The sequence below is a fragment of the Chromobacterium sp. S0633 genome (assembly GCF_024158805.1).
GTDB lineage: Bacteria > Pseudomonadota > Gammaproteobacteria > Burkholderiales > Chromobacteriaceae > Chromobacterium.
The window spans coordinates 1-22,535 of the sequence record NZ_JAMZGH010000011.1 but is presented as its reverse complement, the minus strand read 5'-3'; the positions used below and the strand labels follow the sequence as shown (position 1 = coordinate 22,535).

The following is a 22,535-nucleotide window of genomic DNA, read 5'->3' as shown; positions in this document are numbered from 1 at the left end:
AGTGTTGCCCTGGCTCATTCTGTTTTGGGGGTTCATGCTTTGCTCTCTCCGCGCGCTTCCAGCAGCGCCTCGCTATCCAGGTGCAGCTGGCGCAGGGCGGCCAGCGTCTCCGGGTCCGGCTCCGCCCACAGCTGGCGCTGCGCGGCTTCCAGCAGACGGTCGGTGATGGCGTTCAAGGCCCAGGGGTTGCTGTCGGCGAAGAACTGCTGCATCGCCGGGTCCAGCGCGTAGCTTTGCGCCAGCTGTTCATAGACCCAGTCGTCCACCACCTGGGCGGTGGCGTCGTAGCCGAATAGATAATCGACGGTGGCGGTCAGCTCCAGCGCGCCCTTGTAGCCGTGCTTCTGGATGCCGGCTATCCACTTGGGGTTGGCCACCCGCGAACGGAACACGCGCAGCACTTCCTCCTTCAGCCCGCGCACCGCCGGCGCTTCCGGATTGTGGCTGTCGCCGAAGAAGGCGCGCGGTTGGCGGCCGCTGAGGCTGCGTATCGTCGCGATCATGCCGCCGTGGTATTGCAGGTAGTCGTCGCTGTCGAAGATATCGTGTTCGCGGTTGTCCTGGTTGTGCAGCGCCACTTCCACGCCGGCCAGCCGGTGGCGCAGCGCGTCGCGGGCGTCGGCGCCGTTGGCCTCGCGGCCGTAGGCGTAGCCGCCCCAGTTGACGTAGGCGGTGGCGAAGTCGGCGTCGTTCTGCCAGTTCTGCTCGTTGATCAGCGGCAGGATGCCGGCGCCGTAGCTGCCCGGTTTGGCGCCGAACACGCGGTACAGCGACTGCGCGTCGGCGTCGGGCAGGACGCCCAGCAGTTCATTCTTCAGATCAGCCAGATAGTGCTTGCGCAGGAAGTTCTGCTCCGCCGGCTCGTCCAGCCGCGCCACGGTATGCACCGCCTCGTCGATCAGCGCAATCAGGTGGGGGAAGGCGTCGCGGAAGAAGCCGCTGATGCGCACGGTGACGTCGATGCGCGGCCGGCCCAGTTCGGCCAGGGGGATCACTTCCAGACCCTGCACCCGGCGGCTTTCCTGTTGCCAGCGCGGCTTGACGCCGAGCAGGGACAGGATTTCGGCGATGTCGTCGCCATGGGTGCGCATCGCGCTGGTGCCCCACACGCTGATGGCCACCGACTCCGGGTACTGGCCGGTTTCCTTCAGATGGCGGGCCAGCATCTCGCGCGCCAGGCCGTCGCCTATGCGCCAGGCGGCGTTGGAGGGCAGGCTGCGCGGGTCCACCGAGTAGAAATTGCGGCCGGTGGGCAGAATGTGGGCCATGCCGCGCGTGGGCGCGCCGCTGGGGCCGGCCGGCACGTAGCCGCCTTCCAGCCCGCGCAAGAGATTGTCTATCTCCTCCGCGGTGCGGGCCAGCTTCAGGCACAGCTCGGCGCAGATGAAGGTCAGCACGCGTTCCAGATCGGCGTTCGGTTCGATGCCGGGCAGCACGGCGGCGACGGCTGCCGGCACGGCGGCGCTGTCGTAGCCGCGCGCGGCCAGATCGGCGATCAAGCCGCGCGCCAGCTTCAGCACCGCGTCGTGGGCGTCGGCGCGGGTGATCAGGGGCAGGCCGGCCAGCCGGGTCAATGCCATTGGCGCGTCGGCCAGGCGCTTGCCCTGATCCTGCTGCCACAGCGTCCAGTCGCCGCCGCAGGCCGCCGCCACGCTGGCGGGCAGGCCGGGGATGCCCAGATTGGGCAGCCGGGTCAGCGCCAGCAGCATGTCGACCAAGGCCTCGTCTTGTGGCGCGTTGCCCAGCACGTGCAGGCCGTCGCGGATCTGCGCCGCGCCCAGCTCGCACAGATAGCCGTCAATGTCCTCGATCAGGTGGGCGACGTCGACGCCGTCCATCTTGGCCAGGCTCAAGGGCACGCCGTCTTCGTTCAGCGTGTCGTCCCAGTCGTGGTCATGATCGTGGTGGTCGTGGCTGTGGCTGTGGCCGTGATGATCATGATGATGATGGTCGTGGTGATGGCCATGGTGTTCATGATCGTGATGGTGGTGCCCATGATCGTGGCCGTGGGCGGCCTTGGCCGGGCGATACTTCGCCGCCGCGGCCGCCGCCGGTTTCATCGCGGCAGCCGGTTTGGCCGCCTGCGGCCGGTATTTGCCGTGGATGGCGGCGGGCGCGTGATGATGTCCGCCATGCGGGTGCTCATGATCGTGGCGAGGCTCGTGATCATGGTCGTGCTCATGCTCGTGATCATGTTTCAGCATCGCCGCCAGGTCGGTGTCGAGCTTGGCCTCCTTGATCAGGTCCCAGATCTGTTGCTGCAACAGCGGCAGCTTGTTCGGGTCCAGCAGCTCCACCTGGTAGTACTCGTCCACCAACTGGGTCAGCTGCGCCAGCGGGCCGTAGCTGTCGGCGGTGGTCATCGTCGGCGTCAGATGGTCGATGATCACCGCGTGGCCGCGGCGCTTGGCCTGCGAGCCTTCGCCCGGATCGTTGACGATGAAGGGGTAAAACAGCGGCATGTCGCCCAAGAGCGCATCCGGGAAGCAGTTCTGCGACAGACCCACGCCCTTGCCCGGCAGCCATTCCAGCGTGCCGTGCTTGCCGACGTGGACGATGGCGTCGGCCCGCCAGTCGTCGCGCAGCCAGCGGTACAGCGCGTAGTAGTGGTGGGTCGGCGGCAGGTCCGGCGTGTGGTAGATGGCGTCCGGGTCCATGCCGTAGCCGCGCGGCGGCTGCAGCGCGACGAAGACATTGCCGTAATCCAGGCCGGAAAACACCAGTTCGTCGCCGTCGACGTAAGCGCCGCCCGGCGGCTGGCCCCAGCGCTGCAGCATTTTGTCGCGCAGACTGTCCGGCAGCTCGTCGAACCAGGCCTGGTAGCGCTGGGCCGGCACGCGGGCGGCGGCGTTTCGCATCTGCTCGGCGCTCAGGTAGTCCTGATCGTAGGCGCCGCGGTCTATCAGCTCGTGCATCAGCGCGTCGCTGTCCGGCGGCAGCGGGTCCATCTGGTAGCCGCGGCCCTGCATGCCGCGCAGCATCGCGTACAAGGAGGCCGGGGAATCCAGCCCCACCGCATTGCCTATCTGCGAGGCCTTGCTATTGGAGTTGGTGAAGATGAAGGCGATGCGTTTGTCGGCGTTTTCCACATGGCGCAGCCGCGCCAGGCGGGCGGCGATGCCGGCCAGGCGGCGGGCGCGGTCCGGCAGCGGCGCGTATTGTTCGGCCTGGCCGGGCTGGCCCGGCTGCTTGAAGCTCAGCGGCACGCCGATGATGCGGCCGTCGAATTCCGGCAGCGCCACGTTCATCGCGGTGTCCAGCGGGTTGAAGCCGCGGTCCGAGGCTTCCCATTGCTCGCGCGTCATGCTGCTGGTGATGGCCTGCAGCACCGGCAGGTTCAGCCGGTCCGAAGCCTCCACCGCCCAGCCGGGCTGGGTGGGGCCGTCGTTGTTGATGTCGCCCATCGCGAACGAGGTGGTGTTGATCAGCAAGGACACCTTGGCGCGCGGATCGGCCAGCAGCGCCAGCGCCGCCGGCAGGCCGCCGTCTTGAATCGTGCGCAAGGACGAGGTGAACACCGGCAGCGCGTTGACGCCGCGCTCGGCCAGGCAATCGACCAATAGATCAATGAAGCGGGTGTTGCCGGACAGCCAGTGGGCGCGGTAGAAGCACAGGCCGACGGTGGGCCAGTCCGGGTTGCGGATTTCCAGCCAGTCGGCGAGCGAGCAGGGCGCGCTCAGTTCCGGGTGGTAAACACCGTGCTCGGGCAGCGGCAGCGGCGGCTGATAGCCGAAACCGGTCAGCAGCAGCCTGTCCGCCAGGCAGCGCATCAGCTCGCCCAGATTGGCGCTGCCGCCGGCCTGCAGATAGGCGTGGACGTCCTGCTGCAGCGATACCGGCGCGCTGCACAGCGCTTGCAGCTCCGGGTCCGGCTCGCCGGTGCCGCTGAGCACGATGACCGCGGCCTGCAGCCGGCGCGCGTGGGCCAGCAACCGCTCCAGCCCGGGTATCGCGTCGGCGCGGCCCAGCACGCGCAGCACGATGGCGCGGACCTGGGTCAGTTGGCCGTCCAGCAGCGCTTGCATCGCGGCCTCGTCGGCAATGCCTTGCAGCGAGATGCCGGACACGGAGGGGAAGTCTTCCGGCCAGTGCGCGCGCGACAGCGCGGCGAGATCGGTGCCGGCGTGGCTCAACAAGGCGAGTGCGGCGCTCATGCCTGCGCCTCCGTTTCGATGTCGCCGACGCCGGTTTTATGGAACACCAATTCCTCGACCGGAACGCCGCCCTTCAGATGCTGGCAGACGATGCGTTCGATATCGCTTTCATTCACCTTGCGGTACCAGACCCCGTCCGGATACACCACCATCACCGGGCCTTCCTTGCACACGGCGAAGCAGTGGCTGCGGGTGCGCTTGGCGCGCAGGCCTTCGCAAGCGTCTATGCTGCGGCCCAGGTGCAGGAACATCGCTTCCGAACCCTGGCCGTCCGGCGTGCAGCGCGGGCCGGTGCACATCAGCACGTGTTTGTCGTGGGTTCTCATCGCGCCTCCGGCGTCAGTTGGTCAAAACGCTTCCATTTATAAATGGCGGCGGAGGCAAGCCACGTCAGCAGGAACACGCCGATGACGAAGTAGCCGAAATGAGCCAGATCGTCGTTGAGCGCTGAGATCAGGTCCCAGAAGCCGCCGGTGAGCTGCAGCTTGTCCGCCAGCAGGCCCAGGCCCTCCAGCCCGCCAATGCCGACGGCGACGAGAACGGAAACGAAGGTGATGGTCAGGTTGTACCAGAGCTTGCGCACCGGATTGACGAAGGCCCAGCCGTAGACTTCCACCATCATCATGCTGTCCAGCGTGTCCACCAGCGCCATGCCGGCGGCGAACAGCGCCGGGAACACCATGATGTGCCACAGCGCCACGCCGTTGGCGCTTTGCGAGGTGGCGATGGCGAACAGGCCGATTTCAGTGGCGGTGTCGAAACCCAGGCCGAACAAAAAGCCGATGGGCAACATATGCCAGCTCTTGGTCACCATGCGAAACAAGGGCTTGAGCAGGCGCGCGATCAGGCCGCGGTTGTTCAGCAGCAGATTCAGCTGCTCGTCGCAAATGGCCTCGCCGGCGCGGGCGCGGCGGAACGCGCCCCATACCGCGCGCAAGGAAGACAGATTGATCAGCGCCAGCGTCAGCAGAAAGAAGGCCGACACGCTGGTGCCGATGACGCCGCCTATCTCCTTGAAGCCGGCGACGCGGCTTTGCAGCGCGCTGGCGGCGAACACGATCAGGGCGACGGCGATGACCACCACCGCGGAGTGGCCGGCGGAGAAGAACAGGCCCACCGCCGACGGTCGGCGGCCTTCCTGCATCAGCTTGCGCACGGTGTTGTCGATGGCGGCGATGTGATCGGCGTCCACCGCGTGGCGCAGGCCGAACAGATAGGCGAGCAGGGCGGTGGCGAGTTGGGCCGGATGATCGGCGAAGGCGGCGAAAGCCCAGGCCCAGGCCAGCAGATTGGCCAGGATCAGCCCGGCGAGTATCGGCGCGTGCTGCGCCAGACGGCGGCCGGCGGACGGCGCGGTGGATGAATGCATGGTGCCCTCGGAGACGATTTCCGTCGCGCAAACGAGGGCACAGGTCGCCGAGTGTTCATGAGCGGCGCATGTGCGTATCCCCCGGTACACCCCGCCCGGTTTCTGCTTGCGTCGACACGTATGACGGCCGGTCTCCTGGCTCGCGCGTCGCCGTCCGGCGCCGCCTTCCCGGCCCGTTTAGGGGCCAGTGGCGTTAGGCGTGGACTCTGCGCTTACAGTTGCGGGGGCAGCCGCGGTCTTGCACCGCGTTCCCGTTTCACCCTCTGAGAACCTGTTTACGAGCTGCCGCGCGTCTTGGCTGGCGAGCTCGCACACAGGTTTTTGGGGCACCGTCATGATGGGGTCGGATGATACGTGACAAAAACCAGGCTGTGAACAGCTGGCGTTTTGATTTTAATTACAATCGCCGCCAATCCGCCAAGGCCTGTTCCAGCCGCGCCCAGTCCTGTTCGCCGCTAGGCAGGCCAAAGCGCAAGCTGGGCAGGGACTCGAAATAACGGCTCAAGATGCCGCGCCCCGCCAGATGTCGATGCAAGGGCAGGCTGGCCGCGCCGGGAACCCACTGGAACAGTTCGCAGCCGCCGGCCGGGGCGAGTTCGTGCCGCTCCAGACAGTTCCGCAGCCGCGCGCTATCGCGCAGCAGCTTGCTCCTCATGGATTGCTGCCACGCGGTGTCGCCAAGCGCCAGCGTCACCGCTTCGCGCGCCGGACCCGCCATGGCCCAAGGCCCCAGTTCCTCGGCCAGCGCTTGAAGCAGCGCGGCCTGGGCGAACACGAAACCGGCGCGGGCGCCGGCCAGGCCGAAGAATTTGCCGACCGAGCGCAGCACGATCAGGCCCGGCTTGCCGATATGGGGGAGCATGCTGTCCCGCGGCGACGCATCCAGAAACGCTTCGTCGACCAGCAGCCAGCCGCCGCGTTCCGCCAGCCTTTGCCGCCAGTCTTCCAGCAAAGCCGGTTCAAAACGGTCTCCGGTGGGGTTGTTGGGGTTGCAGATTTGAACCACGTCCAGCTGATCAATATTCGCGGCCAGCCCGTCCGGCGTGAACCGTTCCACGCTGTGTCCGCGCCTTTGCCACTGGTAGGGGTGTTCGGCGTAGCACAAGGTCAACATGCCGACGCGGCAGGGCGCTCGCAGCCGAGGCAGCACCTGGATGGCGGGTTGAGAACCGGCTACCGGCAGCAGTTGCTCGCAACCGTAATATTCCGCCGCCGCCGCTTCCAGCCCGTCGTGGTCCTGCGGCAGCCGCAGCCAGCCGTCGGCGGACAGCGGCGGCACTGGCCAGCCATTGGGATTGACGCCGGTGGACAGGTCCAGCCAATCCCCAGGCGGAATACCGTATTCAGCGGCCGCGCGCAGCAGGCCGCCTCCGTGTTCAAGCATGCATGACTCCAATCAAAACAGCCCACAATAGGGAAAGACCAGCCCACAGCCATGCGCCGCGGCTGACCAAGCGCACCGCGCGGCCGATGTCCTGATGCGTGGGAGCGGGGCCGCAGCCCAAGGGCGGGCGCTCCTTCCACTGGCCATGGTAGCGCGCGCCGCCGCCAAGGGAGACGCCCAGCGCGCCGGCGCCGGCCGCCATCACGGGGCCGGCGTTGGGGCTGTACCAAGTGGGCGCCTGCGTTCTCCAGCAACGCCAACCGCTTGCCGCGTGGCCCAGCATCAGATAGGTGAGGGCGGTCAGCCGCGCCGGGACATAGTTCAACACATCGTCAAGGCGGGCGGCGGCCCAGCCAAAATGCAAATAGCGCGCGTTCTTATAGCCCCACATCGCATCCAGCGTGTTGGACAGCCGGTACAGCACCGCCCCGGGCGCGCCCAGCAGCAGAAACCAGAACAGCGCGGCAAAGACCGCGTCGCAGCCATTTTCCAGCACCGACTCAATGGTGGCGCGGGCGATTCCCGCCTCATCCAGCTCGCTCGTGTCGCGGCTGACAATCCAGCCCACCCGTTCACGGGCCAAGGCGAGATCGCCGTCGGCCAGCGCCTGTCTGACCACCTCCGCATGCTGAGCCAAGCTCCTGGCGCCCACCGCCAGGTAGAGCAGAACAAGCGGGACAATGGCTGACAGCAGCGGCAACCGGGCCAGCAGCCAGGCCGCCAGCGTCAGAGGCAGGATCAAGAGTGAAACGGAGAGGGCGCCGCGCAGACGCATGCGCCAGCGGGGCTCGGCATCGGGCGAGGAGGGGTAGGCAAAGCGCTCAACGGCCCGGGTCAGCCGACCGAAGCCGACCAATGGATGCCAGCGCCGCGGCTCGCCCAACAGGCGGTCCAGCAACAGCGCTAACGGTAGAAACAATGCGGAATTCAACACACAACCTTATATAATGGCCGACCGCCGCTTGGAGGTATCCAATGCGCAAATTTCTAGGGTTCGGGATGGCCGGAATGAATCAAGCCGCCATTCTAAGCCTTGTTCGCCATCTATGTGCAGGGGGAAGGCCATGGCCAAGACCATCATGATTCAGGGCGCCACGTCCGATGCCGGCAAGAGCGCGCTGGCCACCGGCTTGTGCCGGCTGTTGGCCCGCCGTGGCGTGAGGGTGGCGCCGTTCAAGCCGCAGAACATGGCATTGAACAGCGCGGTGACGGTGGACGGCGGCGAGATCGGCCGCTCGCAGGCGGTGCAAGCGCAGGCCTGCGGGCTGGAGCCGCATACCGATATGAACCCGGTACTGTTGAAGCCCAACAGCCATACCGGTTCTCAGGTCATCATCCACGGGCGGGCGATAGGAAATATGGAGGCTCGCGGCTATCACGACTACAAACCGGTGGCGATGAAGGCGGTGCTGGCGTCCCACGCCAGGCTGGCGGCTCAATACCAGTGCATCATCGCCGAGGGCGCCGGCAGCCCGGCCGAGATCAATCTGCGCGACGGCGACATCGCCAATATGGGCTTCGCCGAGGCGGTGGATTGCCCGGTGATCCTGGTAGCCGACATCGAGCGCGGCGGCGTATTCGCCCACCTGGCCGGCACCTTGGCCTTGCTGTCGGAATCCGAGCGCGCCAGGGTGATCGGCCTCGTTATCAACCGCTTCCGCGGCGACCCCAGCCTGCTCAACAGCGGCATCGATTGGCTGGAACGGCATACCGGCAAGCCCGTGCTGGGCGTGCTGCCGTATTTGCACGATTTGCACCTGGAAGCAGAGGACAGCATGGGCCTGGACAAGCCGGGCGGCGCGAGCGGCGCCGGCGACAAGCTGCGCGTCATCGCCCCGGCCGCGCCGCGCATCAGCAACCACACCGATTTCGATCCGCTGCGCCTGCATCCGCAGGTGGAATTCACCCTGGTGCGCGCCGGCGCGCCCATCCCGCCGGCCGATCTGATCGTGCTGCCCGGCAGCAAGAGCGTGTTGGCGGACCTGGCCTGGCTGCGCGCGCAGGGCTGGGAAGAAGCGATACGCCGCCATCTGCGCTACGGCGGCAAGGTGCTGGGCATTTGCGGCGGCCTGCAGATGCTGGGCCGCAAGCTCCACGATCCAGACGGACTGGAAGGCGAGCCGGGTAGCGGCGACGGACTGGGCTGGCTGGACATGGAAACCACGCTGGCGCGGGAAAAGCGACTGACGCGGATGTGTGGTCGGCTGACCTTGGACCACGCCGAGGCCGCCGGCTACGAAATCCACATGGGCGTCAGCGCAGGCCCGGCGCTGCAGCAGCCAGCGCTGCATTTCAAGGACGGCGGCGCGGACGGCGCGCGCTCGGAAGATGATCAGATCCTGGCCACTTATCTGCACGGCGTGTTCGACGAGCCGGCCGCCTGCCAGGCCATCCTGCGCTGGGCCGGATTGCAAGACCCCGTGACGCTGGATTACCCGGCGCTGCGAGAAACCAATATCGACAAGCTGGCGGACATGCTGGAACAGTTTTTGGACCTTGGGCCTATCATCAGCGGTTTGCCTAAAGGCGATTGAACCACTGAAGCCCAGGGGTGGGTTTCAGGAGGGTTCTGGCGGTGCCTTGGTTTATCCTTATGTACGCAAACTTGGTACTTGCGGGATCTGTTGCATTCTAAATTGCCTGCTCAAACTCAGGTAATTCCTTAGTGTTTCGTTAAATTTTAACGGGTACGCAGCATTCATTCGTTGCGCATGGCAGTCGGTTCACATTGTTGTCCGCTAATACTTGAATAATGCAACACCACCAGGTAGAACTTCATAAGCACTAAGTCTGGTCTGTTGCGCGACACTAATTATGACTTTGTCTTATAAATCCCTGGCGAGAAGTCTTGATTACGTATTCCTACGGGGCGATATATCGGTCGAGGAACACGAACTCAGCCACGGCGGCATCTTCGAACCTGAACCGACGTTCGTCGGGAGTGTTGCCGTTACCGCGGCCTGCTGCGTGTAGCGATGCGGCAAGGGTAGACTGAGTGAACCCGGCCATTCTCTGCAGCTTGGCGCGGGATTGCGTCAGGAATCCCAAAGGTACGTTGTATCGGTCAGCGCTCGGGACTACCCACTGGTACGTTGCGGCGCCGAAGACCCCGGGGATCAGCAAGACCTCGAAGCATTCGTGCTTTGGTTGATATGGACCTAAGATCACGCGACTGAATCCCGCATCGAGCAGGTGGCGTGCGCGCTTGATGAGACGGTCACGAGGCTCGTCTTGAGGACAAGGCGCAACGGCAATGATCTCCGGCGATGAGCCCAACGAATCCTTAAGCGCAGCCCGAATGCCATTGATGAGGTCGCGGACTAGGCTCGTGCGGCCCCACAACTCGGAGTCTGGAATCACCCAGAAGATCGCCGTAGGCAACTCTGCGTCGATATTCTTCTTGAGAGGGGAAAGCGCCTTCCGAAGCCCATCCAGCAGCCGTGATTGGTTCTTGGGCATGTAGAGGGCACCAAGGAGTGCCTGGCTCTTGCCGTTCTCGTACACCTCACCATTCTCCAGGCCGTGAACGTCGTGAACGTACCGCCCGAAGTCGATTACCAGATCCTTACGCAAGCCGATACGTCCGTCGGTCTTGACCAACGCGCCCTTCTCACCATTGGCCACTGGAGCTATCAGATATCGCAAGAGTAGCTCGTCGTCAAAGCGTTCCACAAACGCGCGCAGGTGGTCGGCACGGGTTGAGAGGCTCGCGATCTGATCGGCAGTCAGTGTCCGCACTTGCGAGCGCAGCGACTCAGGAAGGAGCTCGAGTTGAGCATCGATCTCGAATTCGACGTTGCCCTCAATATCAACCCCGAAGGTCTCGTGGAATAGCCTGGTCTGTTGATCGATCTGCTGCGATGCCGGTAATCGTCCAGATACGATGCCGTCGGAAGCGGCTGCTTTTAATTCGTTGTGAATGCGCTGGTCTAGAATTGCCCCGGACATATGAATTCCAGTTTTTGTGTTTAAGGCTGGGGAGGTGGGTTTGTGCCAGCCAAGGGAAATGATCGTAGCATAGGCTTGGAGTGAAGATGTTAGTGGGACGCTGCTGGTGAATAGATTTTGGCCGTTTAGCTTCTGAAGCCAGGTAATCGATTATCGTTCTCGGTTCCTTTTCCAAGGTATAGAAATCGCTTCCCGCTCGCTAGATATCCTTTTGGCATTGTTATGATGTGTTCGACCGATGTAATTGCTTGGCATGTGGAAGCGGGCCGATGCACGACGGTCTACTTTGGAAGGGGACTGTACGGTCACGCTCACCATACGTACCGCAGTCAATATTCGTCGGCGCTCGTAGAGTTAGCGGTCGCAAGCAGCAAGGTATTGTCAATACGTATAGACAACTCCCGCGAGTTCCAATGGGGGGTAGGGCAGGACTGGCGACGGTGTTTGAAGTGCGATTGGTCGTTTCTAGTAACCCATGTCAGCCTGACGGCGTCGGCATGATCTATTTGAAGCTCCGACAGAGCGGCATAGTGGTCAATCACAAGCGGGTAGACCGGCTCTATACCGAGGCGGGTCTGCAAATTCACCGGCGCAAGCGCAAGAAGATTCCATTGGCATGTCGCCGCCCACTGGCCCGTCCCTTGGCCGCCAATCAGGTCTGGTCGATGGACTTTGTGCAGAGGGGCGAGTCATCAAGAATCTGACCGTAGTCGATGATGCCACGTATGAGGCAGTCGCCATTGTTCCGGAACGTGCGATGGGAGGTCTGCATCTGACCCGCGTCCTCGACCAGCTGGCGAAGACACGTGGCTTGCCCAAAGCCATCCGGATCGATAACGGCAAGGAATTCTGCAGCCGGGCAATGGTGACCTGGGCACACGCCCGTAGGGTTCAGCTCTTTCTGATCGAGCCGGGCAAGCCCAATCAGAACGCTTACATCGAATCGTTTAACGGGCGTTTCCGGGATGAGTGCCTGAACGAACACTGGTTCACTAGCTTGCATCATGCCCAGGTCGTCATAGAAGCCTGGCGTAGGGAATACAACGACGAAAGGCCTAAGAAAGCACTGGGTGGTTTGACGTCAGCTACCTATGCCGAATTACTTGTAGAGAAATCAGGTAAAATAAGCCCGGACTCTAAAACCCCCTGCTACTGAAAACGGGGGGACGTCGCCCCCCTGATAAACGCCGCACTTTGCAGCTGGGAGCCATAATCTGGCCAAGAACTGGAGCGGTGTTTCAAAACTACATGGCTGTGATTGACGTGATTTTAGCATCGTTCTTCGGGTCCACATATCCAGGAGCTAAATGAGCACTGCTCGCGCCATAGAGCGATAGAGGATCTCTTAGCCACAGTGCAAATTCAATGCCTTCCAAACGATGGTCAGGTGAGCAATCGATAGTCCAGCGGCGCAACAAGTACCCAGCGTTGGCTGCACGCACCTTTACTCGCAGAACGCCGTCGGGCATGCCGTAGTCCATCATCACCACCTCATGCCGTGGGTGCCTCGGATGGGGGACAAGCTCTAGTTCAATAATCCGGTTCCATTGAACGTCTTGATCAACCTTTTCTTTTTCTAATATTGGGCTGTTCTCGAGGAGGACGGGAGTTTCCATCCGGGTAAGGACGAAATCGCGAAATCCATTGCGTCGCCGGTCGTAAGCTCGAACGTGCCAGCGACTGCCATTGTTCACAAGCGCGATAGGCACAATTTCCCGTTCAGTACATCCGCTTTCAATGGACGTATATGTTGTGCGCAAGGCTTTTCCGCGGTGAATTGCTCGCGTAATGGGGGCAAGGGTTGACATCTGAGGTGTTGTTAGCTCAATGGGAAATTCGCATCGCACCATGGAGCCCAGCTCTTCGCCAATGCCTTCGCCAAACCCGCTTGAGAGGGCCGTCAGTACTCGTTGTGGCGCGTGGTCGAACAGCGGAACGAACTCTTCCGTTGGGCGATATACCTTATCTGAATTGTCTAATTCTAGGTTTCCCGATGCTATATCGCGATATTGCGCGATGTCCCGCGTAGCGGCCGCAGGTCCTGTGCCGAATCGGTCCGCAACGTCAGCTCGTCGAAGTTCGCCGAGGAAATAGAGTCTGAAATCGATATAAGCAAGCCGTTCTCGCTGGGCTTGAGGCAAGGCGGAGAGGACTTGGTCCCGAACAATGGCTGAGGTATTCATGTGGCAATGATACTCTAAAACAGGGTAAGGTGAAAAAATATCGCTTTACGTAACCAAAATGATCATGTAAAATGATCTTTGGTGTGATATTAGAATCTCGGCTAGATGGGTAGAGATGGCCTCTTTGTAAGGAACTGCAATGATCCGCGAACTAGTTAAGCCCCTCCCTCAACGCAGGGCCTCCACACAATCGTCTGCGCGCTTCTTTCACCTAGTCGATGCAATTGCGCAGGCGCATGAGCCCACGGAGTCACAGTTGGCGGCACTTGAGCGTTCCTATAACAGCACGGGTGACTTTCTTTCTGAATGCCCTGAGTTCAGCGGGCAGCTGGTCCAGATCCATTCTCATGGTTCGCGCCGACTCGGGACGATTGTTCGGCCACTAGACGGCTCCCGCGAAGGTTTCGATATTGACCTGATCGCACGACTTGCCCCGAGTGCGCGGCGCAAGTACGAAGGTGATCGGGGGGCCGCACTTCTACTTGACCATCTACATAGTGCTCTCTCTCGATATGCCTCCGCGCACGGTTTACGATTACATCGTTGGGAGCGATGTGCCACCCTAGAGTACGCAGGGGGGATGTGTGCTGACATTGCCCCTGTTATCGACGCACCGCTGCTCTACGGTCCTTATGGGGAGACGCACGGTCTGATCCCCGACCGTGAACGACGGCTTTTCAACTCGACAAATCCTCGTGGGTACGCAAAACACTTTGATCTTGCCGCGATGATTTCTCCGAACTTTCATCTCTCGGAGATTTCCACGAAGGCCTTTGATTCTGCAAAACGCGCAGACGTCGTTCCACTGCCTGATGCACAGGAAGTCTTCGGCAGACTGCTGTGTCGGCTGGTTCAGCTTCTTAAACTACACAGAAATGTTGCCTTTGGAAGTATAAAGGAAAAGGATCTAGCTCCGACATCGGTCTTTCTAACGACTCTGGCTGCGATAGCCTACACGGCTGAGGCCCCCTTGCCACACGCCAGCCCGCTAGAGTTGCTTTTCGACATTGTTGAACGCATGCCATTGCACTTCGTGCGCCGCAGATTGCCAGGTGGATCCGAGGAGTGGGAATTGCCCAATCCGTCAGCCCCGACTGACAACCTCGCTGCCAGCATGAACAATTCGTCGCGACAAGCTGCGTTCTTCGAGTGGCACCGCCGCTTATTGGAGGATCTCAAACGTATCCTTGACGTGATTGAAAACCACCAAGGAATGGACTTGCTGCTCAAGGCCGTTCAAGTTGCGTTCGGGCCCAAAGGGTTCGCCGCAGTCCAGCAAATGGAAATAGGCCGTCAAGAAAGTAGCCGACAGGCCGGGCGAGCCATCTTGCTCGCCTCGCCGGCAGCCATGCCTATCAGTATTGCAGCCCGCCCGCACACGTTTTTCGGGGGGTGACACCATGTGCAAGCATCCGTTCATTTCGATTCCAACACTACCCGAGCGGGTGATGGAGCTTCGTAACCTCCAACTTTGGGGAGCAAGTCTGATGTTCCTTTCAGGCCGCGGATTGCATTACAGGTTTTATTTGACGCCAAGCGAATACAGTCGGACCTACGAGTGTGAATTGCGCATAAAGCCAGGAGCAACCGCGCCGGAAATGTATGTGCTGAGACCGGATTTGATCGCATTGGCAGGTGATGCGCCGATACCCCACATTTATCCAGGGAAGGGATCTGGCATTCACCTGTGCCTATGGAACCCAAAAAAACGGGAGTGGTCACCGCAGATGCGATTAGCTGAAACGTATCTTGCTTGGACCACACAATGGCTGTGGTACTTTGAGGATTGGCTCGCAACCGGTGTATGGAATGGCGGCGGCGACCACCCCGCACCAAGAAAGAACCGTAGGGATTCGCGAGCTAGAAAGACAAACTTCGGACAGGTTGATCAGTCGTGTCCACGCTACAGCCGCATAGAGCAGCACAGAAAAAAAGCCTAATAATTCATCAGGGTTCAACATGCCCTATACCGTGCAGGCAGCTTTCAACCAGTTTTTTAACGAGATCAATCTAAGTGGGATCCATCGGACAATTGCCAGCTCCCGACGGGACTACCTTATCGAACTACTTGGGAGCAAATTCCACGTTGTCGAAGCATTTCCTACCAGCAGCATACCGAAATACACCAATAAGTGGGGACTTCCTAAGTCAATCTGATCGGCAAGAAGTGATGAAGCGCTTTGTAACCGCTCGCGACCTCACTGGGACCGCGCGGTATCACACCTATGGCTACAAGATCGATCACCCAACTACCATTAAATACTGGTACCAAGTTTTTGGAGGCACTTTCCCTACTTATGGCTAACCCACAAGCTCAACGACTAGACCCTATCCGGGAAAAATATTTCGGGCCCTTGGAACGTACGGATGTGCTCGGAAGCTGGATTTTTGGCGGGGCCGCGATTCTATCGATCATTGTTGTTGTAGTTGAAAAAACCAGCTTCCCACACGGCTACAATCTAATTCAGGGAGCTTTTGTTTTGCTCGTCCTAGGCCTTTTTGTGGTTGGACAGGTTAGCCGTCTTTATTTTTCACCCCGCGCAGAAGACAAGCGCCGAGAGGATTTTCTTTCCAATGCGCTCAATGTCAACCTTACTCATGAGCGTACCATTGGCTACTACAACAATAATGAGTCCATTCTAATCCGGAAAATGGGGCTTAATGTCCTGGAAAACACACATTTCACGAAGGCAATCGCCCTTGAGATGGTGAAGATGGTGCGACTTGTGAGTGGAGTTTACATTGCCATATGGCTTATTCTCATTTTCAACAGAGATACTGACCTTGGCTTAATATCGGCTGCTGCGCAGGCTGTATTCAGTGAGCAGGTTATCTCCCGCTGGCTGCGCATGGAATGGTTGCGCATTCGGTCGGAAAATATCTTCCGGGAGTTGCATAGAGCTTTCTTATCCAATCCGGCATCACATGTTTTGGATGCCCAAATTTTGGAAGCATTTTCTACCTACGAGGCGTCAAAATTGAGCGCCAGCATCGTGCTATCGACTAGAATTTTCGAACGTCTCAACCCCTCGCTATCCCAGGAGTGGGAGGATATCAAGGTCTCCCTGACACCTTAGTTGGCCATTTAATCGCCCCAGCTTCTCTGTAGTGCTTCGTTGTCAGGCGGGCGTGGGGCCGCTAGCCGTTTGCTGCGTGATGTGATCGGTTATGGCTGGCACTATGCCTGCACGACGGTGCCCGACCTTCACACCTCCCTCGCCAGGGTAGTCCGCGGCGCCAGAAATGGGGGAGCTGTCGTTTCGCCATCACCCGTTGCCGCAAGCGAATCCCGTCACGATGGCTACCTAAATTATTGGGGAAGGTCACCGCAAATCTGGAACGACAGGCCGAAAGTGTGAAGCCACCAGATTATGAGGGGTCGTACGCTGATCGTACCTGCGCCACTAGCCCAAGAGCAGCCCGGACAGTAGGAAAGAGAATTTAAAAATGGCTAAAAATGGAACCAAAGTTATTACCGCCCATATTCCCCTTCCGCTGGCCGAGAAGGTGGACCAAATGGCCGATCGTTTGGAGAGATCGTGTGGCTGGATCATCAAGCAAGCGCTGTCGGCATGGATTGCCCAGGAAGAGGTCCGCAACCAACTAACCCGCGAAGCCTTGGCTGAGGTAGAGGCTGGCAATGTAATCGACCACCAGGCAGTACAAGCTTGGGCGGATAGCCTTGGTACCGACAACCCGTTGCCGGTGCCACGTTGATGCAACTGAAGTGGACAAGCAAGGTGTTCCTCGATCGAATTCGAGCTGCGAAAGGCGACTCCTATGTTTCGGGGAGCTAGTCCATCAATACTTATGAACTGTAGCGACGGGACAAGCCTTCATAGGAAATACGGCCAGTTTTGGCCGGCACAGTGGTCAGGTGCTATAAGTGCCTGCAACACATGGCCGGCTCCAAGATACACACTCCGCAGTTGTACTTGGTAGGGTGCAGTCAATACGTATTGACTGTCACTGAGAGCCCACCGATATGCAGAAAAGCGAGCTCCTATCACCTTTAAAATTTTTCAGGAAACCCTTCTTGGAAAAGTACTTGTATGTCAAGCTGGGCTTTGTCTTCTACCGCTATTCGAATATTCCATGCCGAGGGGGAGGGCCGTAACAGTGTTGCTGCTTGTGCTTGGGGATCCTCGGTTGTGATTGGTGGCTGCTGGCGGACAAGCCGTTCGAGAAATTTCAAGGTGTCGATAACAGCAAGAGCATGTTCGAATGGAGCAGCCACAGAAACATACTTTCGGCATAATGGAGTGGATTGCAAGTGCTGAGGGAAGAATCGCGGAAATAGAAAAGCCACCAGTACATTGATAGGCCGAAGCGTATCTCCGTTTGAACAGGTGGCGTTGTTGGAGGGAACAATAAAGCTATCTGGTTTCGATCACAAGAGGGGTTAGACTAAACCAACTCATGGACAAGAAGCTGATTGATCGAGTAGGTTCGACCAGATGCTAGGCCATCAACCTAATTCCTTGTCGGCGGAGTAAGGTGAGTCACCTTGGCGAGAGGAAGAGCGCCTAGCCGTTCCTGTTCAATTCGGGATTCGCGATAATTAGCAAAGAATTGAGCCCATTTACTAAACCCGCCCAGCTCCCCAATCGCACGAATCATTGCGACATGTGATGCCGTTAAAAGAGCTACTTGTTGTTCAAGCTCGGCGATTCGCATGTCTTTGTCAGCCAATGCAGCAGAGGTAACGGCCTTAGATTGCGTGGATGTTTTGCCACTCCAGCTCCGATACTGCTCCTGACGTTCCTGGTAGTGCGCTAGCAACTTGGAGCGGCCAGGGTGCCTGGTAATCGAAGATGCTGCATTTACCTTGGAGTGGAGGCGGGCGATAGCTCGGGTAGTAATGGGCTCATCGTTCGCCAACAGGTCTTCCAAGATCTGCTTCATCTCGGCATCCTCAAATGCTGGTACGGTATTTTCTTTAGGCATCCATCACCCCTGACTTATTGGTTTTTGAAAGATCGGGCCCATCCGGGAAGGGATGTTCGCCACTCTGGGCGGAGAGAATTTTCCTTACCCCTTGCAAGCGATCGGTCGCATGGGCAATCTGATTTTTCCTGCCGATGCTCTTTGATGGGCGGGCCTGAGCAAGCTCCAGCGCAGATGACAGTTTTCCCTCTAGCCGAATCAATGCAGCTCGTTGCTCAGGCAAGTTAGTGGCAGAAAGGTGGCGACAACCAGAAAAGCACTCCAAATGCTTAGGACACGGATCGACGGTGAAGCTATTTAGGCAATGTCCATATGGCGTGGCATGGAACCCATCAGCTTCAGCTTTGAGATATTCGAATGCTGCAGCATCTCCCTCGGCTGCCTGAATCCGCTTGAAAGAATCTACAATCGGCCCGTGAGCTTTCCCCAAGCTGATCATTTTAGCAACGGTGGTCGCTTTCTCGCCTAAGGCGAACTCAATGCCCTCAGGGATTTCAACCTGCTCCAACTCTTCTGCCAGGCTCCGGTGGTCGTACTCGTAACTTTGGGCAACGCTACGCCGGTTGAAGCGCTTGGAGATGATGGTATCTGCGACACCGAGGCGGAAAAGCTCGGCGTTCTGTAAGTGGCGCAGCATGTGTGGGGTCATCGTCAAACCCCGATCTTGCTCTGTTTCGCCATATTTGGTGAACAGCGAGTCGGAAGAGGTACGCACGCCCAGGGCATCACCAATCAGATTACTATCCGGGACATTGATCGACATGTAACGGGTGACGTCGCAGATGCTGCCGTTGCGTTCTTCGGCCAAGGAGCGCTTAGGATTCAGAAGCAATAGCTCCCAAGGTTGCAGCACGCCATTCTCCATATTAAAGGGGGCCATATCGGAAACCTTGCTCGGCGTGCGGGCTCGAATATAGGCCTCTAGCTCTCCGACATGCAGGCAGTTCTCGCTCCAGCGCATCCGGGCATCGACTGGAATAGCCGAACCGTCTGCTCGCCGATAGACAATGGTATGATCATTCGTTTCCGTGATAAGACCAAGCCGGTTAAAAAACACATAGGTGGCGTTGCTCAAATTTCCTGGAAGATCACGGTATTTTTGCTCTTGGAACAGCTGTAGCTCATGCAGCACAGCACTGTTGAACCCGCCTTTGTATCGATTCGTCCACTCAGTGCGAAGCTCTTTGTCGAGTTCGAGCCAGAACGGATTCCCTGTTAGATATGGATACAACCGGATTACCGGGACCACTTCATCGCTTCGAAACCAGGGCAACAACCGGCCAGTTTCTACCTGCAAGCGCAAAGTTTCGCGCAAAGGCGAGGTGAGCTCGGCCGCGCGATTGAGCGACTCGACCAACAACTCTTCAAACATCTGCGGAACGTACTGCGTAGCCTCAACCAAGATATGGCTGTCACCTTCCGCCGCTTGTTGTTTCTCTGCAAAGTGACGGATCATCAGCGAGCTGGAGATACCTCCTTGACTCCCTGCAGGCTGGCCAGTTCTGTCGTAATATTCTCGACGCCGCTCCCAATCCAGTGGCAACAAGCTAGCTTCACCGACGCGAAACCCGGTGGTAATCAACGTTTTGATGCCGATAAAGTGAAGCTCATCGATAAAGCTCTTTGGCTGCTCGGTCATGACAATTCTAATAAGCTCCCAGAATGCTCGACGCTCCGGCAAACGCTCTGAACGCTTTCGATCTTCTAGATCGTGACGGAGCTCATCCTCGGACTTAAGAAAGCGTGCTTTCTTTGTTTGCCCGACCTTGATTCTTTGGTCAGCCAGGGCAGGGTAGAGTGGCCCTGCCTCGGTGAGGTGGTAGACATCTAGAACCGTTTTTACGATGCCAGCAACCAGGTCGCCTAGCTTGCCGGAAGCTTGAGCTTCTTTACTGATTTGAACAGCGAGTCGTACGTCATCATTGACTAGAGCCCATGGGGCTTTGTTTTGTGAGCAGGTTGCAATAACACGCAAAGGACGAATGACATTTTGTGCAACGTGGGAAACGGTGTTCCGTTTGGAAAAGAGCTGAATAGTCGTCGCTGCTTTAATCAGGTTCTGCCATGCTGCAGACAGCACGAAGGGCTCCAGCTCTGTCGTACCTAAATTTGCCCGGTGTTCATTGAGCGCCTTGAGTACCCTTGCGTCGCATCCAAAATTACGCAGATACATGTAAGGCGGGTGGTCGTTATCGACCAGCTTGTTCAGATTCCAAAGGAATTCGGGTGCGACCGCACCCTTTGCATCTGTTGGCATGTCCCATTGAATACCCCGATCCTTAGCCAGCTGGCGGCCGAGTTCAATGAATGACGAGTAATGCCCGTTCATTGGATCTCCTCTAGCAACTCGTCGATAACCGCCTGCACCGATGAGATAGTTCGCTGGAGCTGCAAATACGCTGGGGAGTCTTTGTCTCCTCGCGATGATTCGTGAAAGAATTTCACGATACCTCGGAAATCGGAAAGCACCTGTTCATGGATACGAATTTCGTCAATCGGCATGAATTTGTGGCAGCCATAGCAGGCCAAGATGGGATTCGAAGAGCAGAGGAGCTGACCGTTTGAGCAGCCGCCAATGCCCGCGATCGGAATGCCGTGTGGGACGCTGGCTACCTGCTGGTCGTCCTTCAGCTCGGCCAGTTCATCGGTACTAATGAACTTGTCGTGGGCAATCCTGGCTACTTTGGAATAGATATCCGACAGACCTAGCGCCTTGTTGGCCCGTTCCGCTTGGTTGGCTGAAGCTTCAAAATAAACGAGCCCGGTCGTGATGTCTGAGTGCCCCATGAATTCAGCCAGTTCTTCCTGACTGGCTCCGGCATCAACTAGGTGTTGGGCCGCTGTGTGCCGCAGGTCTGTTGCTGTCGCGCCACCTGGAATTAACTGCCCGAGCAAGATGGAAATGCGGCGCCCGGCTTCCTCTCCTGAGTCCGCCGCAAGTAACCGACTCTTACCTGTAGTGCCATAAGCATAGCGCCGAGAATATAGTTCACAAATCAGGATGGACCACTCGTGTTTCACCTTTCTTGTAAGGGGCTTTGAATTGGATGCGGTCTTTTGTTTCAGCATCGGAAACGTGAGGTGTACGGCAGGGTTGAGAATGTCACTATCCTCCCAAATACGAATGTCTCGTAGTTTTACCCATGCGATCTGGAGGGGTATCATGCCAAATTGGTAAGCACACATCAACATTTCGCAAACTTGGTATATGCGGAAGCTGTTGCGTTTTTTTACCCGCTCAAAGCCATGATTTTGCATGGTTTTCGTTGAACTTTAAAATGTAGAGATTCTGATCTGACAGTCAGGCCTTGCCGAGAGGTGGGGGTACCCGTTTTGATAGAGGTGCGAATCTTCATCAAGACAGCGCGCAAGCGCAGGAGTAACCCCATGACAAGTCTCAACCAGAACATCATCAAACACAAGGTCAGCCTGCTAAACCTGGCCGCTGAACTAGGCAACGTCTCCAAGGCCTGCAAGGTGATGGGCCTGTCCCGAGATACCTTTTACCGCTACCAGAACGCAGTGGCTGACGACGGCGTCGAGGTGTTGTTTGACGCCAATCGTCGCAAACCCAACCCCAAGAACCGCGTAGACGACGCTATAGAGGCGGCCGTAGTTGCCTATGCGACGGAACAGCCTGCGCACGGGCAAGTGCGAGTCAGCAACGAACTACGCCAGCGCGGCGTGTACGTTTCCCCTCCCGGTGTGCGCTCAGTCTGGCTGAGACATGACTTGGCATCGTTCAAGCAGCGGCTACGCGCTCTGGAACATCTGGTAGCTGAACAAGCCATCGTGCTCACCGATGCGCAGATCGCGGCACTGGAGCGCAAACAAGAAGATGATGTCGCGCATGGCGAGATTGAAACAGCGCATCCCGGCTATCTGGGCTCGCAGGACACCTTCTATGTGGGTACGATAAAAGGTGTCGGGCGGATTTACCTGCTAACCTTTGTCGATACCTACAGCAAGGTGGCATTTGCCAAGCTCTACACCACCAAAATGCCGATCACTGCGGCGGATCTGCTCAATGACCGGGTATTGCCGTTCTTTGCCGAGCATGAGATGGGGGTATTGCGTATGCTGACAGATCGCGGAACCGAGTATTGCGGCAAGCCGGAAACCCATGATTACCAGCTGTACTTGGCGGTGAATGATATCGAGCACACCAAGACCCGTGCGCGGCATCCGCAGACAAACGGCATCTGCGAACGCTTCCACAAAACGATATTGCAGGAGTATTCCGCAAGAGGCTCTATCTGGAACTCGATGAGCTACAGGCCGATCTGGATGCTTGGTTGGTGTGCTACAATCAGGAGCGCACCCACCAAGGCAAGATGTGCTGCGGTCGTACACCCGTACAAACCTTTATTGATGGCAAACGGGAATGGAGGGAGAAGGTAGACAACTTGAATTGATCTGACAGCCTGGTGCCGTCAAAACGGGAGACTGTCAGATCGGGTCTGAACTTCTACAGCAGCAGTACTTCCCCTTTCGGCTGACGTCGAGCTACGGCCATCGTTAAGGCAGCATGGACCAGCTCTTGCTGCATA

General features: G+C 58.7%; 14 protein-coding genes, 2 pseudogenes and 1 riboswitch. Of the genes and pseudogenes, 6 read left to right on the top strand and 10 right to left on the bottom strand.

Annotated elements, in window-relative coordinates; translation table 11 throughout:
- Window positions 1-32 precede the first annotated feature (32 nt).
- From NK214_RS09500 to cbiB, 5 genes are all read right to left on the bottom strand, one after another.
- A complete protein-coding gene (locus NK214_RS09500) occupies window positions 33-4,154 on the bottom strand; it encodes a cobaltochelatase subunit CobN (protein ID WP_305883552.1) in 4,122 nt (1,373 codons plus the stop codon).
- Complete coding sequence (locus NK214_RS09495; protein ID WP_107800024.1) at window positions 4,151-4,480, bottom strand: ferredoxin; 330 nt, start codon at window positions 4,478-4,480, stop codon at window positions 4,151-4,153. Before NK214_RS09495 ends, NK214_RS09500 begins: the two co-directional genes overlap by 4 nt.
- Window positions 4,477-5,523 carry a HoxN/HupN/NixA family nickel/cobalt transporter gene (locus NK214_RS09490; protein WP_235088681.1) on the bottom strand — a complete coding sequence of 349 codons (1,047 nt, stop codon included), beginning with the start codon at window positions 5,521-5,523 and terminating at the stop codon, window positions 4,477-4,479. The genes NK214_RS09495 and NK214_RS09490 overlap by 4 nt, the downstream gene beginning before the upstream one ends.
- A 107-nt stretch (window positions 5,524-5,630) precedes the next feature.
- Window positions 5,631-5,813, bottom strand: a riboswitch (cobalamin riboswitch).
- Window positions 5,814-5,920: 107 nt separating this feature from the next.
- Window positions 5,921-6,907, bottom strand: coding sequence for a threonine-phosphate decarboxylase CobD (cobD, locus tag NK214_RS09485; RefSeq protein WP_253314331.1), 987 nt, complete (start codon window positions 6,905-6,907; stop codon window positions 5,921-5,923).
- Complete coding sequence (cbiB, locus tag NK214_RS09480) at window positions 6,900-7,841, bottom strand: adenosylcobinamide-phosphate synthase CbiB (RefSeq protein WP_371926202.1); 942 nt, start codon at window positions 7,839-7,841, stop codon at window positions 6,900-6,902. The genes cobD and cbiB overlap by 8 nt, the downstream gene beginning before the upstream one ends.
- Window positions 7,842-7,971: 130 nt before the next feature.
- On the opposite strand from cbiB, the gene NK214_RS09475 reads away from it, so the two are divergent.
- A complete protein-coding gene (locus NK214_RS09475; RefSeq protein ID WP_253314329.1) occupies window positions 7,972-9,441 on the top strand; it encodes a cobyric acid synthase in 1,470 nt (489 codons plus the stop codon).
- Between the two features lie 328 nt (window positions 9,442-9,769).
- Here the strand turns inward: NK214_RS09475 and NK214_RS09470 are convergent, their stop codons facing one another.
- Entirely contained in the window at window positions 9,770-10,855 is a 1,086-nt protein-coding gene (locus NK214_RS09470; RefSeq protein WP_253314328.1) for a hypothetical protein, read from the bottom strand.
- 488 nt (window positions 10,856-11,343) lie between these two features.
- On the opposite strand from NK214_RS09470, the pseudogene NK214_RS09465 reads away from it, so the two are divergent.
- Window positions 11,344-12,011, top strand: a pseudogene (locus NK214_RS09465) (IS3 family transposase); the annotation flags it as partial.
- 88 nt (window positions 12,012-12,099) lie between these two features.
- Here the strand turns inward: NK214_RS09465 and NK214_RS09460 are convergent.
- Window positions 12,100-13,038: a WYL domain-containing protein gene (locus NK214_RS09460; protein WP_253314327.1), complete on the bottom strand. Its 939-nt coding sequence runs from the start codon at window positions 13,036-13,038 to the stop codon at window positions 12,100-12,102.
- Window positions 13,039-13,177: 139 nt separating this feature from the next.
- Between NK214_RS09460 and NK214_RS09455 the strand changes: the two genes are divergently transcribed.
- The 3 genes from NK214_RS09455 to NK214_RS09445 all read left to right on the top strand — a co-directional run bounded on the left by NK214_RS09455 (window position 13,178) and on the right by NK214_RS09445 (window position 16,755).
- Window positions 13,178-14,434 carry a nucleotidyltransferase gene (locus tag NK214_RS09455; RefSeq protein ID WP_253314326.1) on the top strand — a complete coding sequence of 419 codons (1,257 nt, stop codon included), beginning with the start codon at window positions 13,178-13,180 and terminating at the stop codon, window positions 14,432-14,434.
- Window positions 14,435-15,335: 901 nt separating this feature from the next.
- Window positions 15,336-16,115, top strand: a complete 780-nt coding sequence (locus tag NK214_RS09450; protein WP_253314325.1) for a hypothetical protein — start codon at window positions 15,336-15,338, stop codon at window positions 16,113-16,115.
- A gap of 370 nt (window positions 16,116-16,485) precedes the next feature.
- Window positions 16,486-16,755, top strand: coding sequence for a CopG family ribbon-helix-helix protein (locus tag NK214_RS09445; protein WP_253314324.1), 270 nt, complete (start codon window positions 16,486-16,488; stop codon window positions 16,753-16,755).
- Window positions 16,756-17,511: 756 nt separating this feature from the next.
- Here the strand turns inward: NK214_RS09445 and NK214_RS09440 are convergent.
- From NK214_RS09440 to NK214_RS09430, 3 genes are read right to left on the bottom strand one after another with little or no spacing between them, the layout of a single operon-like run.
- The gene (locus NK214_RS09440; protein ID WP_253314323.1) at window positions 17,512-17,985 is read right to left on the bottom strand and encodes a hypothetical protein; all 474 of its coding nucleotides are present in this window, start codon (window positions 17,983-17,985) and stop codon (window positions 17,512-17,514) included.
- On the bottom strand, window positions 17,978-20,314 hold the full coding sequence (locus NK214_RS09435; RefSeq protein ID WP_253314322.1) for a hypothetical protein: 2,337 nt from the start codon (window positions 20,312-20,314) through the stop codon (window positions 17,978-17,980). The genes NK214_RS09440 and NK214_RS09435 overlap by 8 nt, the downstream gene beginning before the upstream one ends.
- Window positions 20,311-21,243: a site-specific integrase gene (locus NK214_RS09430; protein WP_253314321.1), complete on the bottom strand. Its 933-nt coding sequence runs from the start codon at window positions 21,241-21,243 to the stop codon at window positions 20,311-20,313. Before NK214_RS09430 ends, NK214_RS09435 begins: the two co-directional genes overlap by 4 nt.
- Window positions 21,244-21,372: 129 nt before the next feature.
- Between NK214_RS09430 and NK214_RS09425 the strand changes: the two are divergent.
- A pseudogene (locus NK214_RS09425) lies at window positions 21,373-22,400 on the top strand (IS481 family transposase).
- Window positions 22,401-22,535 lie beyond the last annotated feature (135 nt).

Excerpts from the sequence above, each read along its gene's own strand:
- NK214_RS09470 (WP_253314328.1), bottom strand. The coding sequence starts at position 10,855 with ATGTCCGGGGCAATTCTAGACCAGCGCATTCACAACGAATTAAAAGCA.
- NK214_RS09430 (WP_253314321.1), bottom strand. The coding sequence starts at position 21,243 with ATGCAAAATCATGGCTTTGAGCGGGTAAAAAAACGCAACAGCTTCCGC.
- NK214_RS09495 (WP_107800024.1), bottom strand. The coding sequence starts at position 4,480 with ATGAGAACCCACGACAAACACGTGCTGATGTGCACCGGCCCGCGCTGC.
- NK214_RS09455 (WP_253314326.1), top strand. The coding sequence starts at position 13,178 with ATGATCCGCGAACTAGTTAAGCCCCTCCCTCAACGCAGGGCCTCCACA.
- NK214_RS09435 (WP_253314322.1), bottom strand. The coding sequence starts at position 20,314 with ATGAACGGGCATTACTCGTCATTCATTGAACTCGGCCGCCAGCTGGCT.
- NK214_RS09475 (WP_253314329.1), top strand. The coding sequence starts at position 7,972 with ATGGCCAAGACCATCATGATTCAGGGCGCCACGTCCGATGCCGGCAAG.
- cobD (WP_253314331.1), bottom strand. The coding sequence starts at position 6,907 with ATGCTTGAACACGGAGGCGGCCTGCTGCGCGCGGCCGCTGAATACGGT.
- NK214_RS09440 (WP_253314323.1), bottom strand. The coding sequence starts at position 17,985 with ATGCCTAAAGAAAATACCGTACCAGCATTTGAGGATGCCGAGATGAAG.
- NK214_RS09490 (WP_235088681.1), bottom strand. The coding sequence starts at position 5,523 with ATGCATTCATCCACCGCGCCGTCCGCCGGCCGCCGTCTGGCGCAGCAC.
- NK214_RS09450 (WP_253314325.1), top strand. The coding sequence starts at position 15,336 with ATGGCTAACCCACAAGCTCAACGACTAGACCCTATCCGGGAAAAATAT.
- NK214_RS09460 (WP_253314327.1), bottom strand. The coding sequence starts at position 13,038 with ATGAATACCTCAGCCATTGTTCGGGACCAAGTCCTCTCCGCCTTGCCT.
- NK214_RS09445 (WP_253314324.1), top strand. The coding sequence starts at position 16,486 with ATGGCTAAAAATGGAACCAAAGTTATTACCGCCCATATTCCCCTTCCG.
- NK214_RS09500 (WP_305883552.1), bottom strand. The coding sequence starts at position 4,154 with ATGAGCGCCGCACTCGCCTTGTTGAGCCACGCCGGCACCGATCTCGCC.